General features: G+C 56.4%; 1 pseudogene. It reads right to left on the bottom strand.

From position 1 onward, the window contains the following. Positions 1–244 precede the first annotated feature (244 nt). Positions 245–399 (bottom strand): annotated as a pseudogene (locus I6F37_RS43265) (argininosuccinate synthase); the annotation flags it as partial.

Below are 399 nucleotides of genomic sequence, written 5' to 3'. Positions count from 1 at the left end.
CAGCACTGTCGTTCAAATAGCGCAGCTCTGACGCCCACAAGACGCGATCGTCGAGTATGCCGAGCAGACCTTTTGTCGAGGTATAGTGAAAAAGAACTTCGGGTGCGTCTGACACGCCGTAGAGCGAGTCGACGAACCTCGCTAGTTCATGACGTGCGGCTTCCACACGACGAAGACTAGCGCGTTTCCGCTCTGATTGGTGGTCTTCCGAGCGAGAATCGAGAGTACGCGGTTTCTGCGTACCCTACTTCTCTGATTTCTTCTTCTCGGCATCGGCAGACGGTAGCTCCGGTAGGCCACTACTCTTCGACGGCTTCAGCAGCCCGCTCCGCGTGTAGATCATCAGCTTGTTGCGCGTGTCGATGATGTCGAGGTTTCGCATCGTCAGCTGGCCGATGC

Source organism: Bradyrhizobium sp. NBAIM08 (genome assembly GCF_020193935.1).
In the GTDB taxonomy this organism is placed as follows: Bacteria; Pseudomonadota; Alphaproteobacteria; order Rhizobiales; family Xanthobacteraceae; genus Bradyrhizobium; species Bradyrhizobium yuanmingense.
This window is presented reverse-complemented; position numbering and strand designations above follow the sequence as displayed.